Source organism: Roseburia amylophila (assembly GCF_025567465.1).
Taxonomy (GTDB): Bacteria; Bacillota; Clostridia; order Lachnospirales; family Lachnospiraceae; genus Roseburia_C; species Roseburia_C amylophila.
In genome coordinates, this window is sequence record NZ_JAOQKI010000010.1 from 63,314 (window position 1) to 84,279 (window position 20,966).

The following is a 20,966-nucleotide window of genomic DNA, read 5'->3' on the forward strand; positions in this document are numbered from 1 at the left end:
AGTATAAATGGGGAACTTCACAGAACTGGACATGTATTTATTTGGCCAGGCAACACACTATGATATTTACAAGAAACTGGGAGCTCATCCGGCAGAGATAAGGAAGAAAAAGGGGATTCTTTTCGATGTCTGGGCACCACATGCTGCAGAAGTCTATGTCATTGGAACCTTTAATGACTGGAATGAAACAGCAAATCCGATGCGGCGGTTAGAACCGGCGGGAATTGGAATTTTTGAAGCATTTATTCCAAAGGCAGAACTGGGAGACTTATACAAATATCTGATTATCACACCAGATGGCCGGAAATTGTATAAAGCAGATCCATATGCCAACTATGCAGAGGTACGTCCGGGAACAGCATCCCGTATTGCAGACATTGAGCATTTCAAATGGACTGACGATAAGTGGATGGACAAACGGAAACAGACAGAAGATGTTTATGCAGAGCCAATGGCAATTTATGAGGTACATCCGGGTTCCTGGATGCGCCATCCGGGAAGAGAGGATGATGGATATTATTCCTATCGTGAAATGGCAGCGGCACTGACGAAGTATGTTAAAGGCATGGGATATTCTCATGTAGAATTAATGGGAATTTCCGAATACCCATACGATGGTTCCTGGGGTTATCAGGTAACCGGCTACTATGCACCGACTTCACGGTATGGAACGCCGGAGGATTTTGTTTATCTGGTAAACTACCTGCATAAGCACGGCATCGGCGTTATCTTAGACTGGGTACCGGCACATTTCCCGAAGGATGCCCATGGACTGGCTGACTTTGATGGCTGCCCGTTATATGAATATGCCGACCCGCGGATGGGTGAACATCCAGAGTGGGGTACCAAAATTTTTGATTATGGCAAATCAGAAGTAAAGAACTTCTTAATCGGAAGTGCCTTAATGTGGATTGAACATTATCACATTGACGGACTCCGTGTAGATGCGGTGGCATCCATGTTATATCTTGACTATGGCAAGAAGGAAGGACAGTGGATTGCCAATAAATATGGCGAGAACAAGAACTTAGAAGCCATCGAATTCTTCCGCCATATCAATACCTTAATCACTGGAAGAAATCACGGTACTGTCATGATTGCAGAGGAATCTACCGCATGGCCGATGGTAACCGGACCGGCAGACAAGGGCGGATTGAATTTCACATACAAATGGAATATGGGATGGATGCATGATTTCTTGGATTATATGTCCTTAGACCCGTATTTCCGCAAAAATAATCATCACAAGATGACTTTCGCCATGAGTTATAACAACTCTGAAAAATACATTCTGGTGCTGTCTCATGATGAAGTGGTGCATCTGAAGAAATCCATGTGGGAGAAGATGCCGGGTGATGAGGAAGACAAGTTCCGCAATTTAAAGAGCGCATACTCCTTTATGATGGGACATCCGGGCAAGAAGCTTCTCTTTATGGGACAGGATTTCGGACAGCTTCGTGAGTGGAGCGAAGAGCGTGAGTTAGACTGGTATCTTATGGAAGAACCACGTCACAGACAGTTAAATGAATACTTCCGTGAACTGCTTCACATTTACCGGAAATATCCGGCAATGTATGAGCAGGACAGTGACTGGAACGGATTTGAATGGATAAATGCGGATGATGCAGACCGAAGCATCTACAGCTTTGTCCGCAAGAGCAAGAATGGCAAGAACTCACTTCTCTTTGTCTGCAACATGACACCGGTAGCCAGAGATGATTACCGTGTGGGTGTACCAAAGAAAGGCACTTACCATCTGCTGTTAAACAGCAACGAAGCCCGTTTCGGCGGTACAGAAGCAGATAAGAGCAGACCGGCAAGCTATAAGGCTGTGAAGTCGGAATGCGATGGAAGAGAATATTCCATTTCCTATCCACTGCCGCCGTTTGGTGTCGCAGTGTTCCGGGTAATGTAGAGGACAGAAAATCACAAGACAAAGCAGCACGTTAACCGAATTGGTTAACGTGCTTTTTTGCTTTACAGGAAATTGCTTTCCTGTAAAGTAAAAAACGCTCCGCAAGGATGCGCACTGCGGCGTATAAGGTAGAAGTCGCAAGCGACCGCCGCAGGCGCGAGAATGTGCCGAGGCACATTCTTTATTCATGCCATGCATTCGTAAGAAGCTGCCGGTGACAGATTTTGTAGATAAAAATAGACAAAAAAAGCAAAAAGTGAAGCCAAAAATTATAAAAAGATAATAAATTTCATAAATAAATGATGAAAAAATACAGATTGTGAAAAATATTTTCCAGTTGTTTTCAGTGGCTTGTTTCTGCGGTTTAAGTGCCTTAAGATGAAGGTAAATAAAATACAGCAGAAAGGAGAAGAACGTGTATAATCATTTATTTCAGCCAATTTCTATTAATGGAATGATATTAAAAAATAGAATTGTGGCAACACCGACAGGTGATGATTTTGAAGAAAAAGCATTGGGCGGTGCAGCACTTGTAATTGCGGGACATGCAATAGTAGAACCTGGACGTTCCAGTTTTGCAAGTCCGGAAGAACCGTATCCATTTGCCAAGTATGAAAGAGAAGCAACCAGAAAGAAAGTGCTTAAGATTCACAAAGGCGGAGCGAAAGCTTCTATCGAAATCTTTCATGCCGGACAGGATGCAAGAACGGTGGATTATGCGAAAGGACCGTCTGGATTTATCCGCCCGGATGGAGTGGAAGTAAAGGAAATGGATGAAGCGTTGATGGAAGAGACACTGCAGTGGTATGCCGAGACCGCAGCAAGTGCAAGAAAAATTGGTTTCGATTCCATTTTTCTTCACTTCGGACATGGCTGGCTTCCGGCACAGTTCCTTTCCCCACATTACAATCACCGGACAGATTCCTACGGTGGAAGCATCGAAAACCGCAGCCGTTTTCCACTTCGGATATTAGAAACCGTCCGGAAAGCAGTTGGAAAAGATTATCCGATTGATATGCGTGTCAGTGCCTATGAATGGATTGAAGATTCCATAAGCTTTGAGGATGTGATGTACTTCCTGAAGCAGGCAGAGCAGTATGTGGATACCGTTCAGATTTCATCTGGAATTGATAAAGTGTTTGAAGCAAATGTGCATTGCATCACAACCAATCTGGAAGAAGAAATGCCGAATCTCAAATGGGCAAAAATTGCAAAGCAGGAGCTTAAGATTCCGGTTTCTGTGGTCAGCGCCGTTATGACGCCGGAAATGGCAGATGAAATTATTGCAAAGGGCTACGTGGATATGGTGGCATTTGGAAGAACACTTCTGGCAGACCCGAACTGGCCGAAGAAAGCACTGGAGGGGCATCCGGAAGACATTGTTCCGTGTCTCAGATGCTCCAACTGCTATCACATTTCCACAGACCACTGGAATGTAGGCTGCTCGGTAAATCCAAGATATCACAATGAGGAATTTATTCCATCGGGACTGGATTTGCCGGAAGCAAAAGAGAAAAAGCATGTGGTAATCGTTGGCGGAGGTCCGGCAGGCATGAAAGCTGCCATGACAGCATATGACCGGGGACATCAGGTGACATTGCTGGAAAAAGAAAGTGAACTGGGCGGCATGCTTCGCTTCATTGAAAAAGAAGCACACAAGGAAGAAGTTAAGCGGCTTTTAAATTATTACCGGACGCAGATGGCAAAAAGAAAGGTAGAGGTTCGTCTGAACACAGAAGCAACACCGGAGTTCATAAAAGAGCTTCAGCCGGATTCATTGATAGTTGCCCTTGGTGCCGTAGAGAGGATTCTTCCGATTCCGGGAATTGACGGTTCCAAGGTACAGCTTGCAACAAAAGCAATTGCATATCCGGAACAGCTGGGACAGGATATTGTAATCCTCGGTGGAGGAAGTATTGGATGCGAGATAGGATTGGAACTTGCCGAGCAGGGAAAGAATGTTTCCATTCTGGAACTGACCGATACACTGGCAGCAAATGCCAACTCTTTATACCGGGAAGCATTACGTCAGAAGTTTTTGCAGTATGAGAATCTTCACAGCCTGTTAAAATGCGGTTGCAGCAGAATCGAAGAGGATGTTGTTGTTTATAAGGATGAAAAGGGAGAAGAGAAGAGTATTTCCTATGACAACCTGATTCTTTCTACCGGACTTTCGGCACAGAAAAAGCTTGTAGAAGCATTTTACGGAATCTGTAAAGATACCATAGCAATTGGGGACTGTATCAGTCCATCGAACATTATGAATGCAAATTTTGAAGGGTTTGTAGCAGGATTAAATATATAAGAAAAATGTGAATTACACAAAAGAAAGGGGTAATACGAATGAAAGACTACTCAGAATTAATTCAGGCGGTTATCGCCGGCGTGGGTGGCACAGATAATATTGAAAGTTGTATTCACTGTGCAACAAGACTCCGTTTTACATTAAAGGATGGAGCAAAATTTGATCAGGCTTCCTTAAAGAAAGTAAAAGGTGTACTGGGAACCTTAATCGGCTCCGGATATTATCAGGTATTAATCGGACCAAATGTAGGTGATGTTTATGCACAGCTTGCAGAAGTTCCGGCACTGAAATCCAAATTAAAAGCAGAAAATCCAGCAGAAGCTGTGGATGACGGGAAGAAGAAAGTCGGACTTTTAGACAGATTTACAAAAATGATGTCCGATGTATATGCACCGTATATTCCGATTCTGGCAACCGGTGGTATCGCATCCGGATTAATTGGATTACTGGCAAACCTTGGCGTAGTAGACAGCACAGGTCTTACTTACCAGACCTTTTATTCTATTTTTTATTCGCTGATTTATTTCTTCCCGATTCTGTTGGCATTTACAGCAGGAAAGCATTTTAAATGTAATCCATATGTAGCCGTAACACTGGGTGCATCCATTATGTATCCTGGCGTAGCAGACCTTCTGGTAACCGGTGAGAAAGCTTCCTTATTGGGAATTAACTTTACCGCATATAATTTCAGCGGTTCTTTTATCCCGATTTTACTGGCAGTATTCTGCATGAGTTATTTTGAAAAATGGCTGAAAAAGATTTTGCCACAGGTAGTGCAGTTTATCCTTGTTCCATTCTTATGTTTGATTGTATTTGTTCCACTTAGCATTCTTGTATTTGGACCACTGGGCGGACTTGTTGCAAACGGAATAAATGCCGTATACGGTGTAGTAAGCGCAAGCAAGATTCTTGTAGGCATTGTATTTGGTGGATTATTCTCCTTGGTAATTCTTCTTGGTATGCACTGGGCAGTTACTCCGATTCTTCTTGGAATTATGGCAGAGCAGGGCTTTGAGCCGGCGCTGGCAGCAGGTGGAATGGGTAACTACGCAGCACTTGGAATCTGCCTTGCAGTAGCAGTATTTGCAAAAAATGCAGGAGACAAGACAACTGCAGGTTCAGCAGCATTTACCAATGCACTTTGCGGTATTACAGAGCCTGGACTTTACGGTATCATTTTAAGAAGCAAATGGTTGCTTGGAACAATGATTGTTTCCGGTGCAGCAGCAGGATTAGTTCTTGGAATCGGCGGTGTTGCAGCAACAAACTTCTCCTTCTCAGGACTGCTTGCTTTCAGTGGATGGTTTGGATGTGTCAACTTCCCAATGTACTGCGTAGGAATTATCGTATCTATCGTTTTAGGATTCGGAATCACAGCATTCCTGCTTAAGAGCGGTAAAGTAAAAGAATATGACTAGAATATAATTGATGCGGGGAACCCGCAAAGCATATTTCTGGTAATTTACAATATCTTCCCTTTTTTTACGGTGGATTCTCTGCTAAAATAAATGTAAAATTATTTGGCAAAAGCTGCCGGAAGAAAGGGAAGTGCTATGATTATAGAAAAACTGATGAAGCAGGCAGACTTTACAGATGTTGAAAAAAGTATTGCAGCTTATTTGATGAAAAATGGGTTTGATGTAAAAAATATGTCCATTCAGTCCTTGGCGCGTGCGACTTTTTCGTCGCCGTCTACTATTACAAGATTTTGTAGAAAGCTGGGACTGGATGGATATAAAAAATTTCAGATTTTGTTTTATTCAGAATATGAAGTATTTGCAAATCAGGGCGTAGTAGATGCAAACTATCCTTTTTCGGGGAATGACTCTTTTGAACAGATAGTAAGGAAACTTGCAAAATTAAATAATGAGACTATAAGAAAAACAGTGTCTGGATTTGATTATAACCAGCTGCACCGCATTGTACAGCGGATGAGCAGAGCCGATATGATTAATGTTTTCAGTGTCGGAACCTCTGCCACAGTAGCACTGGAATTTCAACAGAAAATGCTGCGTTTTGGTAAAATAGTAAACTTGACGATGAGTTCCTGTTTTCTGCCGGGTTATGCACTGACGGCAACGGAGCACACCGTCAATCTTGCAATTTCCCAGTCCGGCGAAAACCGGGATGTGGTAGAAAGCTTAAAACTTTTGAAAAAGAATAAACGGTACTGCATAGGAATTACGGCAACTCCAGACAGCTCCGTGGCGAAAATGTGTCAGGAAGTCATTCTGGTGGATATTCAGGAGCAGGGCTCTTATGAAGAGAAAATAGATACGTTTGCGGTATATAGCGCATTCCATTTTATATTGGATTGCATGTTTTCATTTTTGTATCAGCTTGATTATGAAAGCAATGAAAAGGAGACAAAGGAAAAGGCGTATTTCATAAAAGAAAGCAAAGAGCAGTAGAAAGACGAGGATGTTGTCTATAGTTATGTAAACCAACCAGGCTTGGCAGCATAGAAGTGAAAAAAGAAAAGAAAGGCGGGAAATAGAGATGTTTTCCATTTTTAAAAATAAAGAAAATTCTGCAGAAGAGAACCAGACACCGGTTCTGAAAGCATATCTGTCGGGAAAAGTAATTCCGATTGAAGAAGTAAAGGATGAGGTATTTTCCTCAAAGGCGTTAGGTGATGGACTGGCAATTGAGCCGGAAGGAAATATCGTTACTGCTCCGTGTGCCGCAACAGTATCTTTATTAATGGATGATTCGAAACATGCGGTTGGATTAACCTTATCAAACGGAGCAGAACTCCTGATTCATGAAGGAATCGATACCGTAAATATGCAGGGAGATGGCTTCCGCTACTTTGTAAGGCAGGGACAGAAAGTAAAAGCGGGAGACAAGCTCTTAGAATTTAACCCGGAAGAAATCAAAGCCCAGGGATATGAGAAAACCTGCATTCTGGTATTTACCAACGGAGATGAGTACCCGGATATGAAGATTCATACCGGAATGGATGCAGTACAGAACGAGACTGTAATCATAGAATTTTAAGATTGGAAATTTGTAATTAAAAAACATAGAAACTTCACATATTATAATGTTAGGACTTGTACTTAGTTTTTCAACTTTAAGCGGATGCGGAAACAATACAGCAACCGACACGGAGGTTTCTACGGAGGCAGAGGAAAGCGATACCTTATATGGCGAGGTCAGTAGCGTCAGTGATGATTCCATTACGATAGAGGTTGGAACATACAGTTCCGATGACGGAACGCTTACACTGAGCGGAGAAGCCATCTCAGGAGATGAGTCTTTCGGATTTGACAAAGCCGGAAGAGCTGTAAATCAAAAGTAATTTATAGAAAAATAGTAATAAAATCAAAAGTGTATAAAACCAGATAGTTCTTTCTTTCATAAGAAAATGGCTATCTGGTTTTTCGCTGCCTACTTAAGTTTTTCACTCAATCAGCCGACATAATAAAATAGCAGGACATTTGATAAGACCGTGAAAATGGAGGAATTTCATGCGGATAGAACAGAATCAGAAAATGGATGCCAATGTAGTAGTGACAGGAAATGCCAGACAGGAAAATGTGGCAGCTGCGAAGAAGGATGCATCCATCGTAAGAATAGAAAAAGACAGAAAGGCAGACCGTCTGTTAGAGCAGCCGACTTATGGCAAGCCGGAAAAAGAGGAAAATGCCTTAGAGGAGATTCGGGAGCAGGCATCTAATCTGGACGCAACCCAGATGAAAAATGAGATGCTTTTTGCATCAGACCATACTACGGGAAAAGACGCAAAGACAATGGAAGAAGATGGATTTTCCCTGACGGATACGGAGATTCCAACGGTAGTAACCGAGACCGATAAGATGAAGATGCGGCTGGCAAAATCAGGAGAGGACATCAGCTATTTCGGGGACGGACTCAGTGATGCCCAGATTGAAGCAATGGCAGGAAGTACTGCAATGGCAAAGCATATTGAGTCAGCTCTTAATACTGTCAATATTCCGGTGACTGAGAATAATGTAAAAGATATTATAGAGACTGCCAATATGATGGAAGAACTTCATACACCGGATGAAGGAAGCATGAAATATATGCTGGATAATGAGCTGCCGGTTACCACTGCAAATTTATATAAAGCAGAATTTTCCGGGAGTGCAACCTATGCCGGAATGCAGCAGATGACAGACCTTGATTATGATGCGTTAAAGCAACAGATAGAAGCCGTAATATCCGAAAGCGGTATGGATGTCAATGAGCAGAATATGGCAGATGGCAGATGGCTCATTGAAAATGGTATTCCACTGACTGCAGAGAATTTAGAGAAGTTATCCACATTGCAGCAGTTACAGCTTCCGCTTGGTGAGGAAGAAATTGTAGTGGTATCGGCAGAGGCAATTTCCGATGGAATCCGTCCGCAGGATGTCGTACTTTCCGGAAATGATTTCAAGGATCAGGCACAGGATGCATTGGACGTCATTACCAATGTAACGGATGAGGAACTTGCCTATGTGGTAAATTCCGGAGAACCGCTTACTATTGAGAATCTGAAAAAAGCTGCGGATGAGATAAAGAACAAGGACACAAAAGTTTCAGCGGCAGCGGATAAAACAGCTTATACGAAAAGCGGCTTAGACCTTCTGACTGCAAGAAGACAGTTAGAGGAAACCAGACTGAAAATGACCAGTGAAGCGAACCTTTCTTTACTGAAAAAAGGAATTTCCATTGATACCATGGAATTGTCCCAGCTGGTGGAAGAACTGAAAACACAGGAAAATGAATATTACAGCAGACTCCTTTCCGGGGATGGCATTGCACCAAAGGAAGCGGATGTGGCATTGTTCCGGAATGTCATGGACACATCTGAAGCATTAAAAGCGATGCCGGCATATGCCCTAGGAATCCATCCGGTAGATGAAACAACATTGCAGAGTCTTTATGAAGACGGAGCTGCCTTAAAGGATACCTTTGAAAAGGCAGGGGAACGATATGAGACCATGATGACAGCACCACGTCAGGACATGGGAGATTCCATTTCCAAGGCATTCCGCAATGTGGATGATATTTTAAAGGATTTAGGCCTGGAAACAAGCTATGGAAATCAGCGTGCCGTCAGAATCTTAGCTTATAACCAGATGGAGCTGACACCGGAAAATATTGCGGAAATGAAAGCTGCGGATGAAGAAGTGCAGCGGGCATTTGACCATTTAAAACCGGCAGTTGTTCGTACCATGATAAAAGAAGGCATGAATCCGCTGGATATGAGCTTTGAAGAGATAAACACCGTATCTGAGCAGATTCAGGAAGAACAGGGCATTACCGAAGAGGAAAAATTCAGTAAATACCTTTATAAATTAGAGCAGAATAAGGAAATCAGCGAAGAAGAACGAAGTGCTTATATCGGTGTATACCGGCTGATCCGTCAGGTAGAAAAGACAGACGGCGCAGCAATCGGAGCCTTGCTGCAGCAGGGCGGAGATATTACATTGCGTGGACTTCTGACCCAGGTTCGTTCCGCAAAGCATGGTGCTATGGATTATCAGGTAGATGATGATTTTGGAGGCGTACAGACCAAAGAAGGAGCCGGCATTTCCATTACGGAACAGATTGAGGGAGCGTACCAGAAGAATAAGCTTTCTGATGTGAAAGATGGGCTGGTACCGGAGAAGATTGCACCTTTTATGGAAGATGAAAAATGGCTTTCCATGACACCGGAAGAACTTGCAGATGCCATGAAAGAAGTGGAGCAGAAAGAAGAAACAGAGGCAGCTTACCGGAAGGAACAGGTACAGGAGCTGTCCCAGGCAGCAGCGGCACCACAGGAAGTCTATGAGTGGTTAGAACAGCTTGATATGCCGGCAACCGTCAACCGGGTGCTTGCAGCAGCAGATTATATGAATAACCGGAATCAGGTATTTAACCGTCTGTTTAAGATGGCAGACCGGAGCGAAAATCTGTCAGAGGAACTGGAAAATATCAAAGAAAAAATATTTTCTGATTTTGCAGAGGCAGTTAAGACACCGAAGGAAATGGCAGAGGCTCAGCGGAAGCTGGCAGATACCGCTGAGAATGTCATGAAGACCATGATGATGTCGGAGGATAATCTTACAAGCCTTGATTTGCAGGAGCTGAAAATGATGCATACCCAGATTGCATTGGGAAGTGCGGCAGCAAAGAAAGAAGAATATGCAGTTCCGGTGCTGGTACAGGGCGAGACTTGTAACGTTTCACTTAAGATTGTCCGTGGTGAAGAAAAGAAAGGTCTGGTGGATGTTGTTTTTGAGACAGACCGGTTAGGAAGAGTGGCAGCGCAGCTTCGTGCCGGCAAGGAAAAGATTTCCGGTTATATTGCAGCAGAATCCAAAGAGACAACGGCATTATTTGAAAGCCATGCGAAAGAGTGGGAAAATCTTTTTGCACAGGAGCCGGGACAGGAAGTCAGCATCAGCTATATGACCGGGGAAATAAAGAAGGATGGAATCCATCACAGCACAGAAGTTTCTTCTGAAAATACAGACAAGACGGAAGAAAAGAATTCTTCAGATACGGAAATTCAGACAAAGACACTTTATGGAATGGCAGAAAGTTTCCTAAAAGCGGTTAAGTCCTTAGAAAGGTAGTCCGATATAGAATACATAAGACATGGAACGTCGATAGACCGCAAGGATGCGGGCATGAATGGAAGAAAGGAATTAAGATAAATGAAAGTAAACCATAACATGTCAGCGGTAATTACAAATAAACAGTTATTGCGTACAGAAAATAAAGTAACCGAGGCAATGGAGCGTCTGTCCTCCGGATTAAAGATTAATCATTCCAAAGATAATCCGGCAGGTATGGCAATTTCCAATAAATTAAATTTACAGATTGAAGGACTTGACCAGGCATCCCAGAATGCGTCTGATGGTATTTCCGTATTACAGACAACCGATGGAGCCTTAAATGAAGTGACTTCCCTGATACAGAGAATGCGTGAGCTTTCTGTACAGGCAGCCAGTGATTCCAATACACCGGATGATAAGAAAGCAATTCAGCAGGAAGTAGAAGAATTAAAGAAAGAAATTAACCGTGTCAGCAAGGATACCGAGTTCAATACTAAATCCTTACTGGATGGCAGCATCCAGCGAAGAGTATATGGAACCAACGCTACAAGAATGGCAGTATCCAGTAATGTAACCGCAGCAGATTATACCGTAACCATCAATCAGGCAGCTGAGACTGCAAAGAAGGATGCAGATACCGTTGCATTTAATGATATGACAGCAACAATCGGAGCGTCCGGTAAAATGAAAATTAACAGTTCATCCGTAGAAATAGAAGCAACCGATACCTACGAGCAGGTCTTTGAGAAAATCAGGACAGCCGGTGAGTTAGGCGAGACTACCGTAAAAGCAGATGGCGGTAAGCTTTCCTTTGAATCCACTGCATATGGCGAGACAGGCAAAGTAGAAATCACAATCAGCGATGCTGCGTTGGCAGCACAGCTTGGATTTAATTCCATGACACCGGCAGTATCTTACGGAACCAATGCTGAGGTAGATATTCATGCCGCAGGAAGCGGATTTTCAACCACTGCAACTGCCGCAGTCGATGGCAATAAAGTAACTATTACAGACCGTGATGGATTTGAAATGTCTTTTCTTACCAAGAGCGGACTTGCCGCAGGAAGCACTGCTAAATTAGAAGTGACCGACATTGGAACCATGGATCTTCAGGTAGGAGCCAATGAAAACCAGACCATTAAAGTAGATATTCCGGAGATTGATACCGAGACCTTATATCTGGATGATTTAGATGTAACAACTGTAACCGGAGCAGATCGGGCAATCGTTGCATTAGATAATGCACTGGCAAGAGTATCTTCCGTACGTTCTGCCATCGGAGCCTGTGAGAACCGTCTGGATTCTACTGTAGGAAGTCTTGATGAGACCAGCGAGGATATGACATCTGCACTTTCCCGTATTTCAGATGTAGATATGGCAGAGGAAATGACCAATTATACACAGCAGAACGTATTGTCCCAGGCAGCAATTTCCGTATTGTCCCAGGCAAATGACATTCCACAGCAGGTATTACAGTTACTTCAGTAATCAAAGGAGACTGTCATGGATAGTAGAACGAAGCAGGACTTTACCAGAAGGATTACCCAGAGTAACCGCAGTGAACTGGTAGTGGTCTTATATGATATCTGCTTTTCTTATCTTGATGAAGCAGAAAAAAATCTGAAGGAAAAAGATTTTGATGTATACAAAGAAGCCATCCGGAAAGCTGATGCAGTGATTGGAGAACTTCAGGCGGCATTGAATTTTCAATATGAACTTTCCCTACAGCTTTATCCGCTTTATTCCTATTGCAGAAGAGAGCTGATGCGCAGTATGTATCAGCAGAGCGGTGACGGCATTGCCCATGCAAAAAGAGTTCTGAGCGGTTTGTATCAGGCCTTCTGCGAGGTCGCAAAGCAGGATACCTCAGAACCCTTAATGCACAATACCCAGCAGGTATATGCGGGTATGACGTATGGAAAAGAACAATTAAATGAAAATTTTCAGGAGTCAGATACTTCCAGAGGATTCTTCGCATAAGAATCCTCTGTTTTTTGTTTTAAGCGGCGCAGCAGAAATTTATATTTAAGCTGCATGGCATTTACTTCATAAATATAGGCATCAATCAGATCCGGTTCTACAACATTCTGAAAATTCGCATATGCAAAGTCCAAGTCATTCTTTGTCCGGTTTAAATCATCTAAAAGTAAGCGGTAGCCGGCATCCGGCGCAGGTGTGCTTTTTACAATTCCAAACAATACGATCCCCACTTTCTTTATGGAAAATAAATCCTCTTTTTACTAAGTATAATCAGAAAAATCCAATCTATACAAAAAAAGGAATATTTTTTTTTGCAGAAAAATATGTTAATGGTAAGGAAATGGATACTTGAAAAGGATTTTAAGCAGTGTAATGAGTAAAGAAACAGGAATTATGGTGATTATAGGCATTTGTCTGCTGGTTTTGTTTATCGGAATTTTAAAACAAAGGGCAGATCTTGTCTTAAATTTTGTTGTCCGGATGGCAGCAGGAGCGGTGGCAATTGTCTTTTGCAACCAGCTGCTTTCGAAGAATGGCATAGATATTATGGTGGGACTGAATCCATGGAGCCTTACAACGGTGGGACTGCTGGGAGCAGGAGGATTTACCCTGCTTTATGGAATTATGGCATATCGTCTGATGTAATATTTTGTGGAATGTGACGAAAGAAAAAACTTTCCCAATTCGACATGTACAAGGTCATGGGTACATCGTATAATTCGATTACAGCGAGGGGGGAAGGAATTATAACAATACTGGTGATAATCATGCTTGGACTGGCAGTTTGCTTTGACTTATGGAAGTCAAAAATACCGAACTGGCTGACGGGCATGGGGGTGATGACAGGATATGCAGCACATATCCGGGGAGAAGGAGAAAAGGGAATCTTACTGGTAACAGTAATGATGTTAATTCCCGTGATTCTATTCTATTTATTATTCTTGATACATGCAATGGGAGCTGGAGACATTAAGCTTTTTATGGCACTCTCCTGCATGACAGATTATTCTATTGTGCTTCACACAATTATTTTTTCCTTATGTTTGGCAGCAGTATACGGATTGTTCCGGCTGATAAGGCAGGGAACATTACTACAGCGCATACTGTATTTTAGAAATTATATGCAGAGCAGTCTGGTGAGAAAACAGTGGGTGCCTTATCGGGAGCAGTCCGGTATGGATGATTCCTGCATGCATCTGGCACCGGCGGTACTGGGCGGCTATTTACTGACATTGGGGGTGGTGTAATGAATCAGATATCAATTGCAATCTGCGATGCGGACAGTGCCTATGGAAATAAACTGGCAGAATATCTTCTGGAGACAGGAAATGTGGCAAAGGCAGAAGTATATACAGACTGGAACAGTGTGGAGGCAGATTTAAATGAAGAAAAAAGAGATATCTGGCTGATTAATTCAGGGCTGTTGAAAGAAGCAGAAACCCTTCCTTTAAAGAAAGAAATGGTATGTCTGGCAGAAGAACGGCTGGGAGCAAGAGAGGCAGCATTGCCGCATATTTATAAGTACCAGTCTGCCAATGTCATCCTGCAGGAAATGTATGCATTACTGGCGGAGCGTCCAACGGAAATCTGTCTGCGGGGAAGCAGGAAGGGTCGTACCATAGGACTGCTGTCACCCTGGTATGACGGGCTGTCTTTATTGGCAGGACTGGCTGTAGCACAGGTTTTGGCAGAGAAGGGAAAGGTTTTATACATTAATACCAGAGGATATTGCGGCATGAAGCTGCCGGAAATGGAAGAAAGCCATAATTTATCCGATGTTTTGCTATCTCTCCGGCTTGGAAGTACCAATGGGGGTGCCAGCGTGATGAGCGGAATTACTACTGTGGGCGAACTTGGCATTATGGTTCCGGTAGAACAGGCAGTTTTATTGGGTGAAGTAAAAGCACAGGATTATCACAGACTTTTAGAAATTATCTGGCAGGAATTGTCCTTTGATTATGTGATATTAGAGATACAGCCGGAGCTTGCTGATACGGGAAGAATTATCGAAGAGTGTGACAGGGTGTATGCATTTTTAAAGCAGGAATATGGAATGGATACGGTAGAGCAACAGCTTATGTCACAGGAAGTAAAAGGAAAGATTCAGATTATAAAGATTCCGGAACGATTGCAGACAGGTGAAAGATATGAAAATTCCGGCAGTCCGGTTGCAGCAGCAGGCTATTTCAAAGAGTGGATAGCGCAGGAAATAGAAAGAGAAGAAGGCAATGAAAAAGGAATGCCTTAGGAAAGAAGTAGATAAGGAAATGTATAAGAAGATGTATGGGGGAAAGGCATTCAGATGGAGACAAAGGAGAATTTAAAGGAACGCTTGAAGCATCAGGTAATGGAACGGATGGACATTTCAAGAACCATGGAAGATGAAGAAATCTTAGAACTGGTGCAAAAGACTTTGGAAGAAGACAGCCATAGAATGCCTATGAGTATTTCCATGCGGCAGAATCTGATTCGGGAAATCTTTCATTCCCTGCGGAGGCTGGATATTTTGCAGGAGCTTATTGAGGATGCTGACATTACAGAAATTATGGTAAATGGGACCAAAGGAATCTTTTATGAAAAGGCAGGGAGGCTTTATCAGTGGGAGAAACACTTTACATCAGAAGAAAAGCTTCAGGATGTCATACAGCAGATTGCAGGAGGCAGTAACCGTATGGTAAATGAATTACATCCTATTGTAGATACCAGACTGCCGGATGGCTCCCGGGTAAATATTGTCTTAAAACCTATTGCCATAGATGGAACAGCGTTGTCCATCCGCCGTTTTCCAAAAGAGCCGATCCGGATGCAGACACTGATAGAATGGGGGTCTATTTCAAGGGAAGTGGCAGATTTTTTAAAGCATCTGGTATGTGCCGGTTATAACATTTTTGTGTCAGGAGGAACAGGAAGCGGTAAAACAACATTTCTAAATGCCCTGTCGGAATTTATTCCAAAAGAAGAACGTGTGGTTACCATTGAGGACTCAGCGGAGCTGCAGTTGCTTGGGCTTCCAAATCTGGTGCGTCTGGAGAGCCGGGATATCAAGCTTCCGGGGGCAGAGGAGATTACCATCCGGGATTTGATAAAAAGCGCACTTCGTATGCGGCCAAACCGGATTATCGTCGGGGAATGCCGTGGGGCAGAAGCACTGGATGTCCTGCAGGCAATGAATACCGGACACTCCGGCAGCCTGAGTACCGGACATGCCAATTCGGCAATGGATATGGTAAGCCGCCTTGAGACGATGGTGCTGATGGGAATGGATATGCCGCTGGCGGCAATCCAGAGTCAGATAGCATCGGCCATTGATATTATCATACAACTTGGCAGAATCCGGGATGGCAGCAGAAAATTGCTGCAGGTTGTGGAATTGAAAGGGGTAGAAAATGGCAAGGTATGTTTACACGAGCTCTTCCGGTTCCGGGAGAAAAAAGAACAGGGAAGCATCGGCGGAATCTGGGAGAAGAAAGGAGAACTTCTCTATCAGGAAAAATTACAGGCTGCCGGATTATCGTCAATATCATTTTAAGAAAAGACAGTTTTTATTATATGTTGGAGAATTTCTGCTACTGGATATTCTGATAGGCTGGCTGTTTTATCAGTCCACTCTGGCAATTCTTACAGGATTTGGTTTATGTCCAGTATTTCTTCGAAACAAAAGGAATTCTGCTAAGATACAGCGCCAGAATGATTTAAAGCTTCAGTTTAAGGATGCACTGCTATCGGCAGCAGGAGCAATGCGGGCAGGCTATTCCATTGAAAATGCGTGGCGGGAAGCAAAAAAAGATGTGATACAGCAGTATGGCATGGAAAGTGATATGGCGGTGGAAATGCGCCAGATGATACACCAGATGGACTGTAATGTGCCATTGGAGCAGCTGTTAGAGGATTTTGCAGAGCGGAGCCGGATAGAGGATGTAGAGCAGTTTGCGGGAATTTTTTCTTATGCCAAGCGGAGCGGCGGGGATTTTACTGCAATTATGGGAAATACAGTTCGGCAGATGGCAGACCGGATGGAATTGCAGGAAACCATAGAGACAGCATTGACAGCAAGGAAGATGGAACAGAAGGTAATGAATGTAATTCCCTTATTTATACTGGCATTTGTCAATGTGACATCGGGAAGTTTTTTGGAAGCATTGTATGGGAATGTGGCGGGGGTGCTGATTATGACAGGGTGTCTTATTCTCTATGGACTGGCATATCTTTGGTCAGAGAAAATCGTAAGACGTATTGGAGAAAGTATATGTTAAAGCAAATGAAGAAGCAAAAGAAAAAGCTGGCAATTCTGGTACTTCTGGCAGCAGTTTTACTGGGAATTGCAGCGGAGTGGATGCAAAAACAGGAATCTCATTTTAAGGAGAACCGTTTAATAAGAAATGAACCGGGGGAAGGAGACTATCAGGAATCCTTAAATTATATAGAAGAAGATAGCGGGGAAAAAGGGCAGATTGTATTAAATCTGCAGGAACGCACTTTAACAGCAGCGGAATGGAAAGAGATATTGCCGAAGGCAGAAAAAGAAGTAGAAGAAGTATTTCGAAACGGGAAGCAGGCAGACCATGTCAGTGGACAGGTGGTTTTATGCGAATGTGTTAAAAATGGTCTCATTTCTGTGGAATGGAAGTTAGAACCGGATATCTGGATTGATTTACAGGGAAATATAGAGAAAGAAAATCTTTTGCCGGGGCAGGTGGTGAATGCTACCGCAATTTTGTCGAATGGAAAAAATCAGGCAGAGTATTCCTTTCCCATCTGTCTTTATCCTTCAGAAAACCAGAATGAAACCAATCTGGGGAAAAAGATAGAACAATATCTTTATAATCAAAATGCAGAAGAAAAAGAAGTGGAGCTGCCACAGAATATGGATGGTGTAGCACTTCGCTGGGAAGAAGAAACCGAGAAGCCGTTGGTTATTTTTCTCTTCCTTGGGATATTTGCAGCAGTAGTGATTCTATGGAGTGGGAAAAAGGAACAGCAGGATGCAAAAAAACGTTGGGAAGAGGAATTGGTAAAAGATTATCCGGAAATGGTTAGTCGATTGGGATTATTATTAGAAGCCGGTATGTCATTGCGTCAGGCGTGGAAGAAGCTGACAGATACATATGAGAGTAAACGGAAGAAGCAAAGACTACCAAAACGTGCCGGTTACGAGGAAATGCTGCTTACCAGAAGAGAGTTAGAGGATGGAATGGGGGAAAGCCTGGCATATGAGCGGTTTGGAGAACGATGCGGGCTGGCATCCTATCGCAGGTTTGCATCTATTCTGACACAGAATCTCAAGAAGGGAACGGTAGGAATCGGCAGAATTCTTGCAAAAGAATCAGAGGATGCATTTTCCCAGCGAAAGACTATGGCGCAGCGACTGGGAGAGGAAGCAGGAACAAAATTATTGTTTCCCATGCTAATGATGATGGTGGTGATTATGGTCATTCTTGTTGTGCCTGCATGTATGACCATGCACATATAAGTTACCAGGCAGCTGTAAGAAGCTGTCGGTGGCAGGCTTCGGCTGTAAGCAGATAACAGGTAACTAAAACAATAGGTAAATAAAGGAGGAAAGAACATGAAAGGTGTAGTAAATGTAAAACGGACAAATCCAATGAACGTTGTAAAAAGAATAAAAGGAAGTCTGACCCGGTTTTTAAAAGAGGAAGATGGAGTAGGTGTTGTGGAAGTGGTTCTGATTCTGGTGGTTCTGATTGGACTGATTGTTATTTTTAAATCAAAACTGACGGTTCTTTTAAACAGTATTTTTTCGACAATTACCCAGCGGACCGGTTCTTTGTAGAAAAATGGAAAGAGCAAGGGAAAAAGGGAGTATTACATTGTTTTTAAGCCTTGCATTGACGATGATTTTAAGTCTGGTATTTACTCTGCTGGAATCTGCACGCCTCTATGGATTAGAGGCGCAGAGCAAAATGGAAACGGAGCTTTTGCTGGAATCCAAAATGGCAGAGTATGATACCGCACTTCTTGAGCAGTATCATCTCTATTTTCTGGAGGCAGGCAGGAAAGGAGAGCCGGAACTTAGCAGTCTGGAACAGTCATTGCAGGAACTTGGAGAAGAGAACCTTAGGGCGAAGCCGGGATTCTTAAAAATGTCATATACCAATCTTTATGAGATGCAGTTAGAAAACTGCTATATTACGAATTATACGATGGCAACCGATGATGCGGGAGCTGAATTTCGAAGGCAGGCAGCAGATTATGTAAAGCGTACCATGGGAATTGCGGCCATTGAAAAATTATATGAAAAGGCAACAGAAGCAAAGGAACTGACGGAAGACAATAAAGACATCGAGAAGAAGTTCGAAGCTGCTATTCAGGAGACCGATACACAGAGTGGGCTGGAAAGAAACACAAAACGGAATGCCGCAAATCAGAAGAATGAGAATCCACTGGATTATGTAAAAGAACTTAAGAATAAAAGTATCCTGTCACTGGTGGTAGAAGATGTATCAGCGGTATCGACACAGACCATTGATTTATCCGATGATATTGCAAAGAGAACCTGTTTTACAGGAAATGGGCAGGTACAGCAGGAGGATATGACAACGGGACTTTTCTTCCGGGAATATTTATTGAAGCAGTTTAGTGATTACCGAAATCAGAGTGAGTCGGAAGTGTTGCAATATGAGATGGAATATCTCATTGCAGGGAAAGATTCTGATGTGGCAAACCTTGCTGGCGTTGCAGAACGCATGCTGGCGATTCGTGAGGTGGCAAACTATATTTATTTGAAAGGGGATGCCGAGAAAACGGCACTGGCGAATACCATAGCACTTGTAACTGCGGGCTGGACAGCTAATCCGGCGGTAGTCAAGGTGGTAGAAGAAGGAATTCTTGTGGCATGGGCATTTTCAGAAAGCATAAAAGATGTAAAAACGCTTTTAAAGGGTGGCGAGGTTCCTTTTTTAAAAGGAAATGCCGAGTGGACATTAGACGTTGGAGCATTGTCGGAATCCTTTGCAAAAGAAGAGGAAAGTAAGACCAGTGAAAGTGGTTTAAGTTATGGGGATTATTTAAGAATTTTATTATATCTTACCGGACAGGAGAAACTTACCTATCGGGCAATGAATCTGATGGAGCAGAATATCAGGCGGCTGCCGGACCGGGAGAATTTTCGGATGGACTGCATGATTGGTAGTATGGAAATACAGTGCAGTTATCTGTCAAAACCATTGTTCTTCGGGTGGTTTGGAAGTGGCGAAAGCTTCAAAGGAGATTATCGTTTTCAGGAAAAAAATTCATTTTCCTATGTTTATTAACAAAAGAAGAAAGGGGGTGCATAAAGGTGTCTCTTCTCAGAATTCAAATAAAAAATCAATATAAAAAAACTCTCTCTAACCCAGATAATACAAATCTATTGTATAGCAATTCTACAAACAGAAAAGAGACACCTTTATGTGCCTCCACAACGGCGTCTATGACAATAGAAGCAGCTATCGCATTGCCACTGTTTGTAATCTGTATACTATCGGTAATCTTTCTTTTCCGGGTATTGGAATTACAGCAGGATGTGGAATATGCCTTGCAATATGCCGCCAGAAAAAGTGCCATTCATGCACATATGACACATGAAAGCGGGCTGGAATCTGTTGTGCCAATTGCAGAAGCAAAAATCCTGTTTCAAAGAAAATTAGAAGAACTGAAAGCACCGGTAATTTATGTGGAAGGGGAAGAAAAGGGGTTCTCTTTTTGGCGTTCTGAATTAATGGGAAATGATATTGATTTATGTGTATCTTATCGGATTGAAAATCCATTGCAGTTATTGGGACTATTTTCTTATGACATGGATCAGCGGGCAAAAGTGCATAAATGGATTGGTTATACAGGCAGTGGAAATGAAGATGGAACTTATGTCTATATTACAGAGACAGGGAAATCCTATCACTGGTTTTCGGACTGTACCTATTTGGATTTGAGCATTCTGGCAGTGCCGGAAGAGACGGTATCCGGATTACGGAATGATTCCGGGGCAAAATATAAAGATTGCGAAAAATGCCGCATAGGAAAGAAAGATACCAAAACAGTATTTGTAACAGAATATGGAGAGGCAGTGCACAATAGTCTTTCCTGTAGTGGGTTAAAGCGTACCGTATACCGTATTTTGCTGGAAGAAGCGGGAAATCATTCATCCTGTGGAAAATGTGAAAAGAGAAAAGCTTCCTGAGGGAATAAATGTATCAGATAAGGAAACGGCAGA

At 42.9% G+C, this 20,966-nt stretch carries 19 protein-coding genes; 18 read left to right on the plus strand and 1 reads right to left on the minus strand.

The features are described from left to right. Positions 1-7: 7 nt before the first annotated feature. From glgB to OCV43_RS08280, 9 genes are all read left to right on the plus strand, one after another. Positions 8-1,915, plus strand: a complete 1,908-nt coding sequence (gene glgB, locus OCV43_RS08240; RefSeq protein ID WP_227709720.1) for a 1,4-alpha-glucan branching protein GlgB — start codon at positions 8-10, stop codon at positions 1,913-1,915. A 415-nt stretch (positions 1,916-2,330) separates the two neighbouring features. Then, complete coding sequence (locus OCV43_RS08245) at positions 2,331-4,220, plus strand: oxidoreductase (RefSeq protein WP_262623823.1); 1,890 nt, start codon at positions 2,331-2,333, stop codon at positions 4,218-4,220. 38 nt (positions 4,221-4,258) lie between these two features. Continuing rightward, the gene (locus tag OCV43_RS08250; RefSeq protein ID WP_227700765.1) at positions 4,259-5,638 is read left to right on the plus strand and encodes a PTS transporter subunit EIIC; all 1,380 of its coding nucleotides are present in this window, start codon (positions 4,259-4,261) and stop codon (positions 5,636-5,638) included. 135 nt (positions 5,639-5,773) lie between these two features. Next, positions 5,774-6,631 carry a MurR/RpiR family transcriptional regulator gene (locus tag OCV43_RS08255; RefSeq protein WP_262623824.1) on the plus strand — a complete coding sequence of 286 codons (858 nt, stop codon included), beginning with the start codon at positions 5,774-5,776 and terminating at the stop codon, positions 6,629-6,631. Between the two features lie 88 nt (positions 6,632-6,719). Further along, a complete protein-coding gene (locus OCV43_RS08260) occupies positions 6,720-7,220 on the plus strand; it encodes a PTS sugar transporter subunit IIA (protein WP_262623825.1) in 501 nt (166 codons plus the stop codon). Positions 7,221-7,266: 46 nt separating this feature from the next. After that, a complete protein-coding gene (locus tag OCV43_RS08265; RefSeq protein ID WP_227700762.1) occupies positions 7,267-7,524 on the plus strand; it encodes a hypothetical protein in 258 nt (85 codons plus the stop codon). A gap of 169 nt (positions 7,525-7,693) precedes the next feature. Continuing rightward, on the plus strand, positions 7,694-10,795 hold the full coding sequence (locus OCV43_RS08270; RefSeq protein WP_262623826.1) for a DUF6240 domain-containing protein: 3,102 nt from the start codon (positions 7,694-7,696) through the stop codon (positions 10,793-10,795). An 81-nt stretch (positions 10,796-10,876) separates the two neighbouring features. After that, the gene (locus OCV43_RS08275) at positions 10,877-12,265 is read left to right on the plus strand and encodes a flagellin N-terminal helical domain-containing protein (protein WP_117841879.1); all 1,389 of its coding nucleotides are present in this window, start codon (positions 10,877-10,879) and stop codon (positions 12,263-12,265) included. Positions 12,266-12,280: 15 nt separating this feature from the next. Continuing rightward, positions 12,281-12,757: a flagellar export chaperone FliS gene (locus OCV43_RS08280; RefSeq protein ID WP_227700760.1), complete on the plus strand. Its 477-nt coding sequence runs from the start codon at positions 12,281-12,283 to the stop codon at positions 12,755-12,757. On the opposite strand, the gene OCV43_RS08285 is transcribed toward OCV43_RS08280, so the two are convergent. Next, positions 12,721-12,975, minus strand: coding sequence for a YaaL family protein (locus tag OCV43_RS08285; RefSeq protein ID WP_022242866.1), 255 nt, complete (start codon positions 12,973-12,975; stop codon positions 12,721-12,723). The two genes, OCV43_RS08280 and OCV43_RS08285, sit on opposite strands and share 37 nt — an antisense overlap. Positions 12,976-13,105: 130 nt before the next feature. Between OCV43_RS08285 and OCV43_RS08290 the strand changes: the two genes are divergently transcribed. The 9 genes from OCV43_RS08290 (at position 13,106) to OCV43_RS08330 (ending at position 20,933) form a co-directional block, all read left to right on the plus strand. Next, on the plus strand, positions 13,106-13,402 hold the full coding sequence (locus tag OCV43_RS08290) for a pro-sigmaK processing inhibitor BofA family protein (RefSeq protein ID WP_227709715.1): 297 nt from the start codon (positions 13,106-13,108) through the stop codon (positions 13,400-13,402). Between the two features lie 56 nt (positions 13,403-13,458). Then, the gene (locus OCV43_RS08295) at positions 13,459-14,004 is read left to right on the plus strand and encodes an A24 family peptidase (protein WP_262623827.1); all 546 of its coding nucleotides are present in this window, start codon (positions 13,459-13,461) and stop codon (positions 14,002-14,004) included. Beyond that, positions 14,004-15,005 carry a hypothetical protein gene (locus OCV43_RS08300; RefSeq protein WP_022242869.1) on the plus strand — a complete coding sequence of 334 codons (1,002 nt, stop codon included), beginning with the start codon at positions 14,004-14,006 and terminating at the stop codon, positions 15,003-15,005. Before OCV43_RS08295 ends, OCV43_RS08300 begins: the two co-directional genes overlap by 1 nt. A gap of 54 nt (positions 15,006-15,059) precedes the next feature. Further along, positions 15,060-16,286: a CpaF family protein gene (locus OCV43_RS08305; protein ID WP_262623828.1), complete on the plus strand. Its 1,227-nt coding sequence runs from the start codon at positions 15,060-15,062 to the stop codon at positions 16,284-16,286. Positions 16,287-16,494: 208 nt separating this feature from the next. Continuing rightward, positions 16,495-17,010 (plus strand): type II secretion system F family protein, encoded by a 516-nt coding sequence (locus OCV43_RS08310; protein ID WP_022242871.1) that lies wholly within the window; start codon positions 16,495-16,497, stop codon positions 17,008-17,010. After that, a complete protein-coding gene (locus OCV43_RS08315; RefSeq protein ID WP_262623829.1) occupies positions 17,004-18,227 on the plus strand; it encodes a type II secretion system F family protein in 1,224 nt (407 codons plus the stop codon). The genes OCV43_RS08310 and OCV43_RS08315 overlap by 7 nt, the downstream gene beginning before the upstream one ends. 96 nt (positions 18,228-18,323) lie before the next feature. Next, positions 18,324-18,548 carry a Flp1 family type IVb pilin gene (locus OCV43_RS08320; protein WP_022242873.1) on the plus strand — a complete coding sequence of 75 codons (225 nt, stop codon included), beginning with the start codon at positions 18,324-18,326 and terminating at the stop codon, positions 18,546-18,548. A 37-nt stretch (positions 18,549-18,585) separates the two neighbouring features. Next, positions 18,586-20,028: a DUF5702 domain-containing protein gene (locus OCV43_RS08325; RefSeq protein ID WP_262623830.1), complete on the plus strand. Its 1,443-nt coding sequence runs from the start codon at positions 18,586-18,588 to the stop codon at positions 20,026-20,028. 158 nt (positions 20,029-20,186) lie between these two features. Beyond that, positions 20,187-20,933 carry a TadE family protein gene (locus OCV43_RS08330; RefSeq protein WP_118177339.1) on the plus strand — a complete coding sequence of 249 codons (747 nt, stop codon included), beginning with the start codon at positions 20,187-20,189 and terminating at the stop codon, positions 20,931-20,933. Positions 20,934-20,966 lie beyond the last annotated feature (33 nt).